The sequence below is a fragment of the Clostridioides sp. ZZV15-6598 genome, assembly GCF_020657705.1.
GTDB classification, from domain to species: domain Bacteria; phylum Bacillota; class Clostridia; order Peptostreptococcales; family Peptostreptococcaceae; genus Clostridioides; species Clostridioides difficile_F.
Genome location: NZ_JAGWCS010000133.1, coordinates 1 through 10,200 on the forward strand (window position 1 = coordinate 1; position 10,200 = coordinate 10,200).

Consider the following 10,200-nt stretch of genomic DNA (forward strand, 5'->3'; position numbering starts at 1 on the left):
CGAGAACCGGCTGGCGGAGAATAAGTGCCAGTTGCATATTTAATTCTTTGACTTAATTGATTAGTCAATTCTGTTATTCTATTTTGCAACTCTTGTGAACTAGCATCTGAACTATCAAAAGAAGTTTTTATTTTCTCTGATAGCTCCACAAGCGTATTATTTAGATTTGCTTCTATATTCTTTAATGCTAAAGTATTTATAATACTTGTTTTTCCATTCATAAAAGTTGCCTTAAACTCTGTTAATGAATTATTAAAATCTGTCATAGTAAAATCTTCTTGCAGTGGCATTAGATTTTTACTTATACTTACCACTTTTTCTGTAAATTCATTTGTTTCATCTATAGCTTTAATTTTTACTGTGTGTATTGCATTATCTTCTAATGTGTAATTAAGTGTTTTTTCTAAATACAAATCTGTAGTTATCGTTTCTAATAATGTAGAATCAAGATAAAATTCTATTCTATTTAAATTATTATCTAAATCTAAAACTGTAAAAGTTGCTTGAATATCTGAAATACTTGATATATTTATAGATGGTTTAGTATTAATTATAGTAAAGATACATGTTTTACTTGTTGATTTTCCTGTGCTATTACTAGCTGTTACAGTTATAGTATTAGAACTTCCTATATTTAGAGGATATAATTTATCTTTAGGTATAATTAAATTATGAGTACCATTATAAACGCTTTGAGTAGATATATTTTCATTGTTAAGTTTTACAGATAGAGTAACTCTATTTTCTGAACCTACAACTATTGTGCATTTCAAGTTAATATCATTATTTTTATTAATATTTCCTAAATTTGAAGATGATATTGTAACTGTTGGTGGCTCATCTAAAAGTCGAATTCTTGCAAATCCATGAGCGTAATCAGAGGAATGATTAACATATCCAGCATCTGTAGGGTTGCATGTTATTGCATCAGTTAGATAGCATTCTTCAGTTAACGCATATCCTGAAGGTTTATAACTATCTTTAGTTAATACATATCCACTTCCTCCTGCTCCTCCGCAAAATTCGTTAAAGCTTCTATCATTAACAAACCCGCCACCTCCGCCATACCAACCGCCTCCGCCACCTCCGCCATAAATTTCAACTCCTTCACAAACAATTCCACCAGTACCACCACCAACACCAAAGCTTGGTTTTAAAGTTTTCGACCCGTAATGAGTTCCTGCTTCTTGTTGCTTACCACCACTAGGATAGTCTCCTCCTACAGTTTGTGGTATACGTCCCATTAATCCGCCACCTGCACCGCCAGTTGTAATATTGCCACCTTTAGTAGTATAGTTATAATGACGACCCACACCACCTGCACCACCTGCGACTATTACTCTATGATTTAAATCATCTACTCCTATCCTTATATCTGTAGCTCCACAACCATTCGATTGAACATTAAAACCAGTTGTTCCTCTACCTCCACCATTGTATGAAAGTTTACTGTCATCAAGTTCATTTCCTCCACCAACGTGAATAAATAATTTCGTAGATTCTGTTAGTTTCAACACTCCTTTTGAATATCCTGCTTTGTATCTGCCTGCTCCCCAAACTTCCAAAATGTAAGTCTCTGGAGGTAGGGTTATAGTTTCAACTGAGCCAGTACAATTAAATTCTTTTGCTGCCATATAAACCTCCTAAACTGGTAACATACCATTAAAATTTGTTCTAAGTGAGTTTTTACTACTTTTAAATTCCTGCATCACTTCTTTTAATGCTCCCTCTACATTATCACTTTCAAATAAATTATCTGTATCTTTTATACTCGTTTTATCTGCTGTTGTTTCTATACTATCTACACTAGTTTTTACCTCATTTAATGCACTAACTATATTTGTTTTATCTGTTGTATTAAGTTGTGTTGTATCTCCTATTCTAGTGTTTAACTCTGTTTTAGCAGTTTCTATGTTGCTTGTTAATTCTGTTTTAGTTGTATCAATTTTAGTGTCTAACTCTTGTATGTCTTTTAAAGTTGCAAAAATTATCGTTGGGTCTATCTTAAGTTCTATATTATTTACATTAGATACAATAAGCACAGTTTTAACCTTCATATCTACTACTGCACCTTGTTCTATAGAAGGTTTATAACATTCTTTATATTTAGAAATGGCAATTAGATTATTTTCATCATCTAAATATCCTATCTCTCTTATCATAAACCCACCTACACTTGAAGGTATTAAACTCTCTAATATTATGCAATTTGGTGCAGTTTCATCTGTAGTTGTATTTCCGATATTACCTTCCCATACCACATTTTTAAGTGCTGTCTGACCCTCGGTTGGAGTATATTCACTACCTCCACCATCACCAAGTTGAATTTTTGCAAATCCGACTTTATTGCCTGTAACACTTGCATTTGCTATCTTAGCCTTACCTATATTTGTTAATATTGTGTAGTAACTTTTCTCTGTAGCCAAACTACCACCTCCTATCTAATAAATAGTTATTTCTTGGTATCCAAACCCATTACCACTCATAATCTTAATCTCTCCTTGTGTTTCAATATCACTAGGTGACCAAGGGTAAATTGTAATCTCATGCCCTGTGACTGTTGTTGCACCAAAATACATGCCATTATCTTTGCTAACTAAAACTCTAGTATAATCAAGACTCATGTTGCAAGGTTTAATACTATTTACAAATGTATGAACTTCATTAAACCAATCTTGATTTCTTGCATCACTTTCTAAATGTATATTATAAGTAGAATTATTTATAGTTAACTCATAATTTCCTTCACCAACTATATTGTCTAGCCAATTCCTAAGAAATCGTTCTGAGTAAGGTAATTTACTTATATACCTACTAAAAATCCTAAATCTTCTATCCTCTAAACTCTCATTACTTTTGGGGGTTATAGACATTATCTTTTCCCATCTTTTTATGCCACTTGGAGTTAAATCCTCTAAAAACTGGTCACTTGATAGGTCCTTTAATTTGTCATGTAGTGTTTTTATTTCTTTGTTTTCTGCATTAAATACTTTTATATATTCTTCTTTATCCTGTAAAATCTGTGGTAAGTAATTTATTAGATTAATCTCTTTATCCAACTACCTCACCTCTCACTACTATACTGTTACTATCTATTGTTAGATTAGATTTAGCATCATTTATCATGGTATTTGTAATATCTAATACTCCATCAATACTAAGCAGTCTTGTTTCAATCTGAGATATACGAACTATTAAGTTTTCTTCATCTTCCCAACTCATATTTAACTCATTTAAATAGTCGTCTATTGCTTCTTCTGCAACTGATTTTATATTATCCCATGTATATCCACTCTTGTATGTTATTTCTGCTGATACATTTATTATTGTACTTGTAACTCCTTCAACAGTTACTCGGTGTCCAATTGGTGCTAATCCAAGCCCTTCTCCATGGTGCTCAATTGGGTCAATTTCTTCTTGTACTAAATTAACTAATTCTTCACTTGGTACTTTGAAATTAGAATTAATTATTACTAACTTAACAGTACCTCCACCATCCCAAGCTGGATAAACTTTAACACCTCCAACATCAGGCAGTTTATTAACTTCATCTTTGTAGTTTTGGATATTACCCCCAAAAGATTGAGAATTTAAACTATCATAATATCTTTGTCTTAAACTGTCTTCACTCTCTTCATCTTCCCCATTAATTAGTATCTCAGTTAACTCAGCAGTTTCTAATTTATCTATATATTCGATAGGTATTAATTGTCCTAACTCAAAAATAGGTCCAGCAGTTTCGCATTTCATCTTGTATATACCTTCAGATATTCTCTCAATTGCTACATAATTGTACTCTCCTAAGTTAAATCTTGAATCAATAGGAATATCTATGTTAAATACTCCTTTAGCAATCGTATTAGTGGCTGGTAAAGGTTCGATTCCTCTTTCCTTACATCTCTTCTCTAAATAGTAATAACTAGCAGTATCAACAAAGGTTTGGTCTAGTAATTCATCCATCGCAATGTAAGTTTCTGTAAGTTCTATAGCAACTGGTGCGAGGGCATTATATATTATAGACCCTTCCCTTTTATCAAAGGTATCTGGTACACTATCTAACATTCTTTTAATTATGTTTTCAAAAGTCATTAATTCAAACAATTATACACTCACCACCTTCTCTGCATTTAAATTCCCATACTTTGTATGAACTATAAACTTACAATGTACTTTACCCTTTATATTTTCAAACTCAAAATTATCTACATTTTCAATCCTATCATCCAGTATTAGTGCTTCTTTGATTCGTCTTTCAAGTTCAGGTATTACAAAGGATATAGGTTCTCCAATTAAATCATTTAACTCAACTCCATAGTTCCAAGAATAAATTAAATGTTGGTATCTCTCTGTGTTTAAAATTAAAAAGATGGTTTGTTTTAATGCTTCCACATCATCACAAATACCATCTACTTTATTTCTCTCCATATGAAATTTAAATGTCTTACTTGGTTCTTGCCTTACATCAAAATTAATTATTGATACATCTTCAATATCATAATCTAAATTATCACTTGGTAACACTCTATCACATCCTATCTAAAATCAAATATTGCTGTCCTCCTTGCATCCTAATTAAGACTAATTTATCCCCTACCTTTTTATCTGTATATCTTTTAAATGTATCTGTTTGTATTAAAAAAAATTCTTCAAAAGATGCTTTCTGCTCTATCTTAACTACCAAAGGATTAACACTTTCTATAGTTCCAAATGCAATTTGCATTGGGTTACTTGTTTCTACTGCATCCATTGCTGCCTTTTTAATTATTTGTAATAAATCTTGACTCACATTATCACCTCATTTACATAAATCTTCTTACATGTGTATATGCTTTTCCTTTTCGATATGAATCAACTGACTGTATTTTTACTACATCACCAGTTTGTGGTGAATGAATCATTTTACCATTTCCTATATACATCATTACATGATTGCTACTTCCTCCACCAACCCTACATAATAAATCTCCTGCTTTCCATTTACTTTTATCTTTTAAATCTACAGCTTTACCTGCCTTACTTTGCGTTGCAACAGTCCGAGGAATTTTTATACCTATTTGTTTATAACACCATTGGGTAAATCCAGAACAGTCAAAAGTGTTAGGACCTTCTGCTCCTCGAGCATATTTACAACCTAATTTACTTTTTGCTACACTAATTAGTTTATCTGTTTTAGAACTATTGCTAGTGGATGTATTAGCATTGTTATTATTTTGAACTTGATAAGTTGTATCTTTTAAATTCTTTTCTGCTTCTTCATTACTTCCAACTCCTGTACCTGCATTATTAGAACTATAGATACTTCCTGTTATTTGTTTATAAAATTTGCCTACTCCTGGTACCCAATCTTTATTAAGAGGGCTATCATAAAGAGGTGCATATTTATCTCTTATACTTTCTAATGTTTTTCTTCCTGTGCGAATATAATTTCTTGATAAATTACTTATACCTCTTTTTATTCCTTCATCTACAGAACCAAAAGACATTCCTTTCATTCCAAAGAAATTATTTTTATTTTTACAAAGTGAAGAACTACCATTTCCTGTTTCATGTATAGAAATAGCAGCCATTAAAGCTGCATTGACCTTGTAAGCATTAGAATATTTAACAAATATATTTCATGTATTTGATAACTTATTTTTAAATACTTTATTCAATTTATTTATCATATCATTGTCTTCTTTACTTGTAGTACTTTGTGCTGCACCATTTTTCTTTTCATCTTTATTATTAGTATTTCCACTTGAATATGAACTTGAAGAATAAGAAGCAAATTCGTCTCCATCAACGAGTGTCAAATCCATAAAATGACTGTTATTTTCAAAAGTATGTTTTACTTTCTCAACTAACATATAATTTTGTAACTCAATATCTCCTAATGGCAAAAAAACAGGTACTAAACAACCTGCTCTAACTCTAATATCTCCAAGTACATTTTTTAAACTTAATGACTTAGTTTTCTTATTATATAGTTTTAGAAGTATATCACATTTTTGTTTTATTTCTGCTTCACTCATATTTTTATCTACTATATCAAACATTTGAAGTATTCCCCAACTTCTTATGTGCGTTGAGTCTTGAGCAATATACACATCTCTTTTTCCTGACTCCTCGTTGTCTCTTACGAGTTTAATCTTTGTGTAAGTATCACTATCAATAGAAGAATTATAGTCAAAATCTTCTATTACATCATTATTCATAACAGTATCTAATTTCATTGATGCAATATTCTTTAATGTTATTCTTCCAAAATCATCATATAAAACATACATTTCCTTTTTCTCTCTTAGAGTATCATCAAGTGCAGTTAAAACCATATCAAAGAGTGTTTTATTTTCTTCAACTCTAGATATTTTATACTTAGTATCTTCTATGACATTGTATTTTAATTTAAAATCTTTAGCCAACATTTTTACAAGTTCACTTGCTGTTTGATTATTATATACATAAGTATCTTTATTTTTGAAATATCTCAACTGGTCGTAAGCAACAATTTTAATATGATTTTCTTTATCTCTCTTTTTCTGAAATATATATCCGTAGAATATGCCTACACCCTTGTAATACAGCCTTACAGAGTTACCTTCACAGAATTGTAGTATATCATCCATTACTATTGTAAATTCTAATTTACTTGGTGTACCTCGTCTTTCAATTTCCCACGTGATACCATCAAGGACAACTGGTTCGTAAAAATCTTCCCAATGTGCAATAACTAGCCTTACATCCCTATCATTTGCTAGAACTAATTCATCAGCCAAGTTTTAACACCTGCCCTTTGTAAATAGTATACTTAGATAGATTTTTACCTTTATTAGCCTTATCCATCATAGTTTTATTTAACTCATACACTTTCTTATATAATGAACCATTACCAAGTTGTTTTTGACAAATTGACCAAAGAGAATCACCTGCTTTTACTGTATAGGTCTTGGAATTTGGTGCATTGACTGAATCGACCCTTTTAGGTTCTATCTTTATGCTTGGTCTACCAGTATCATTAGTCGTTTTAGGTGTAGCAGGAACTAACTTTTTAGTTGAGTAATCTCTATATTGTTTTAATTTTATTGTAACTTTTGTATCTGAGCCATTCTCTGCATCTTCTACTATGTTATATTCCTCTAAAGATACTTTCATATTAGTATTAAATAATACTTTGTTACCTAACTCACGAGATACAATAAATTGGAATGGCTTACAATCTGTTTTTAATAGTTCTAGTTTACTTAAAAAGAATTGAACATCCCTAAAAGTCCCACGATAAAAAGGTAATTTATTATGTGTAAATTCTGCTTCAAAACTTATTTCAGATAGCCCTTCTTTTTTTAATATGTTTACTTCTCCAGTGTTTATTAAATCAACTGTCTTATTCTTGTTTGTTACTTTAATTTCAAGTTTGGGTGGTGGGATTGGTAGTTGTACTCCATCTAAATAAAAGTCATAAGCCATATATTAACACCTCCTAAACTATTCCCTCCGCTGAGATAATCATAGCGTCATTTAATTTTTCAGTTAAGACATTTACTATTCCATCAACATCTGCATCTTTGCTTATATTATTAGTGTTGTTCATGTCTATTTTTATATTCACTCCTGTAAATTTATTGATTACTTCTTGCTCAGCTATATCTCTAAGATATTTTAAATCTTCTTGACTTTTATCCATTGTCTTTGCCATTTTAGCTGTGTCTTTTGCACCTTTTGCTGCGTCATTTAAAGGTGAATTTAAACCTGCTGAACCTATTGAATCGCCTAAGCCATATTTTTTGTCCCAAAGGTCATCTAATCTTAAGTCTTTTTTTGCCTTTTCTGCCATTTTATTGATGTCAAAAGTATCTTTTAATTTGTTTTCTAAATTTTTACCTACTTCATACCCTTTTTTATAAGAGTCAAATGGGTTTTTAATGTCCATATATGGTGCTTTCCAGTCAGCAGGCTTTACAGGCTCTTTTAATGTTTTTTGGTAATCTTTATATTGTTTTACAAAAGAATCTATTTTGTCCAAGCTTCCTAAAGTATTTATATTAACACCTGGGATTAGATTTAAAGCTTTTATAACTCCATTAATCCCTTTTATTGCTATGTTTGCTGCACTTACAAAAGCATTTGCTAAAGCTGTAGCACAATTGTCAAAACTTCCTCCTACATCTCCCATAGCATTTATTACAAAGTTTTGGAATTTATAAAATAACATCTGTACATTATAGATAACAATATTAAACGAATTAACAAAGAACTCTGCAAATGCCATTACAATATTCCAAGCTCCTGCGAATACATCATAGATACAAGCTCCTAAGAAATAAAAAGCTCCTCCTACTACTCCAGTTGCAGAAATACTAGTTCCTGCAAAATGGTTGAATATTGCTATTCCTACAAATGTTGCTGCTATAACTAAGGCTACTGCTGCTACAACCATAACTATTGTGGTAATTAAAAGCAACATTGAACCGCTTAGTGCATCCGTTGATATTTTTGCAGCTATATTCATCATTATATTAGTTAATAATGAACCATTTAGCAAATTAGTCCAAAATGTCTGTAAAGCTGTCCACCCCACCTGAATAGCTGTAACTAAAGCACCTGCCAAAACAGCTGTTTTATATAAACTCCACAAAACGATGCTTGTTATCAAAATAGGTTGTATTATACTCCAACCTTGTGCAATAAAATTAATGACACTTCCTATGACTGTTAATAGCCATCCAAAGCCTTGTGAAATTAAACTGATTCCGACAATCATCATATTAAAAAATCCACGAAATGCCGGACTACTCAATAAATCAATAAACCCATTGAAAACACTATATCCAACTGAACCTAATACATATATAGCATCAGTTACATTAACTATAAAGGTTCGGAATCCTCCACTAGAAACAGTATCTTCAATCTTTTTTTGTATCGCTCCAAATATCATTACTGCATTATTTTTTATGCTAGTGAAAATTTGACCAAGTGTATAAGGCATCTGTTCAAATTGCTTATTTGTTTCAGCTGATGCAGCAAGCAAGGAATTTTTTACAATATCTGCTGTTAACATTCCTTCTGATGCCATTCCTCGAATCTTTCCTATGTCGACATCGAGATAATCTGCAATACTTTTGATGATGTTAGGTGCTGACTCAAATACGGCATTTAATTCTTCCCCACGCAAAACTCCACTTCCTAAACCTTGAGTCAGTTGCAATAATGCTGAATTCATTTCTTGTGTGCTTGCACCTGCTATGACAAATTTTTTGTTAAGTTGCTCTGCAAAGCTTACTATTTCTCTAGTACTAGAAAATGCACTACCTGCATTCATTCCTATACGCGAAACTATTTGTGCTGTGTCTAAATAAGATGCACGAGACCTTTCAGCGGATTGGAAAATCATTTTATTTAACCCTCCATCTGAGAGTTGACCATCATTTATCATCGCCAACCTCGCATTTGTACTGGTCATTTGGTCGCTTAAACTACCTAATCCTCCTATCGTCTTTAAGCCCATATAAGCTCCGGCAATCTTTTTAACACTTCCTAGCAGTCTATCTGTATTACTTGCTCCCTTGTTAATATCTTCGTTAAATCTTCTCTGTTGTTCATCTGCTTTTCCTATATTTTGTTCTATCCTTGTTAGAATACTTTCTATATTATTCAAACTTTGCTGAGATGTTTGTATCCCACCTGCATTAAGCGGATTATGCAACCTTTGTTGTAACCTTTCAAGACTATTAATCGTAGTGTTAATAGATGTAGTCATATTGCGAAATGCAGGTGTCATTCCATCGAAAATTCTAATGGATGTTTGTATTGTAGCCATATTTTCACTCTCCTTTCTAAAATTTTTATATAAAAAACACCTACCTAAGTAAGTGTTTTATTTTTAATATCTATTTTTTACCTGCCCAAAATTGTTTGCCACAATTTAAACAAGTAACTCTAACTTTTTTTGCACCTAAGTTGCCCGCCACTAGACCAATACCTCCTGCTATAGTCGCTCCTGCTACAGCTTTTCCTATACCAAAACCTTTTTTCTGAGCTGATAGAGATGTTGAACCACATTTAGGACAACAAGCTACTTTTTCCTTTTCTATTCTTTCCTCTTTAGCTCTTCTAATTTTTGAAATATCATCTTCTTTTTTTCTTTTTTCTTCAAGCATATCAGAATTTTCATTATAATATTTTTGATATGGTTCTTCTAATATTTTTCTACAATCTTCT

General features: G+C 31.6%; 8 protein-coding genes and 2 pseudogenes. All 10 read right to left on the reverse strand.

The features are described 5' to 3' along the window. Positions 1-1,634: glycine rich domain-containing protein (locus tag KGF50_RS17845; protein ID WP_255655055.1), on the reverse strand; the 1,634-nt coding region annotated here is incomplete at its 3' end. 9 nt (positions 1,635-1,643) lie between these two features. Then, the gene (locus tag KGF50_RS17850) at positions 1,644-2,426 is read right to left on the reverse strand and encodes a phage tail protein (RefSeq protein ID WP_227849309.1); all 783 of its coding nucleotides are present in this window, start codon (positions 2,424-2,426) and stop codon (positions 1,644-1,646) included. A 15-nt stretch (positions 2,427-2,441) separates the two neighbouring features. Next, complete coding sequence (locus KGF50_RS17855; protein ID WP_227849310.1) at positions 2,442-3,059, reverse strand: YmfQ family protein; 618 nt, start codon at positions 3,057-3,059, stop codon at positions 2,442-2,444. Then, positions 3,052-4,101, reverse strand: a complete 1,050-nt coding sequence (locus tag KGF50_RS17860) for a baseplate J/gp47 family protein (protein ID WP_227849311.1) — start codon at positions 4,099-4,101, stop codon at positions 3,052-3,054. The genes KGF50_RS17855 and KGF50_RS17860 overlap by 8 nt, the downstream gene beginning before the upstream one ends. Next, positions 4,102-4,521, reverse strand: coding sequence for a DUF2634 domain-containing protein (locus KGF50_RS17865; protein ID WP_227849312.1), 420 nt, complete (start codon positions 4,519-4,521; stop codon positions 4,102-4,104). A gap of 4 nt (positions 4,522-4,525) precedes the next feature. Further along, on the reverse strand, positions 4,526-4,786 hold the full coding sequence (locus tag KGF50_RS17870) for a DUF2577 domain-containing protein (protein WP_227849313.1): 261 nt from the start codon (positions 4,784-4,786) through the stop codon (positions 4,526-4,528). A gap of 13 nt (positions 4,787-4,799) precedes the next feature. After that, positions 4,800-6,758, reverse strand: a pseudogene (locus tag KGF50_RS17875) (NlpC/P60 family protein). Further along, complete coding sequence (locus tag KGF50_RS17880) at positions 6,751-7,446, reverse strand: LysM peptidoglycan-binding domain-containing protein (RefSeq protein ID WP_227849314.1); 696 nt, start codon at positions 7,444-7,446, stop codon at positions 6,751-6,753. The pseudogene KGF50_RS17875 and the gene KGF50_RS17880 overlap by 8 nt, the downstream one beginning before the upstream one ends. Positions 7,447-7,459: 13 nt before the next feature. Further along, the gene (locus KGF50_RS17885) at positions 7,460-9,799 is read right to left on the reverse strand and encodes a tape measure protein (protein ID WP_227849315.1); all 2,340 of its coding nucleotides are present in this window, start codon (positions 9,797-9,799) and stop codon (positions 7,460-7,462) included. Positions 9,800-9,869: 70 nt separating this feature from the next. After that, positions 9,870-10,200, reverse strand: a pseudogene (locus KGF50_RS17890) (zinc ribbon domain-containing protein); the annotation flags it as partial.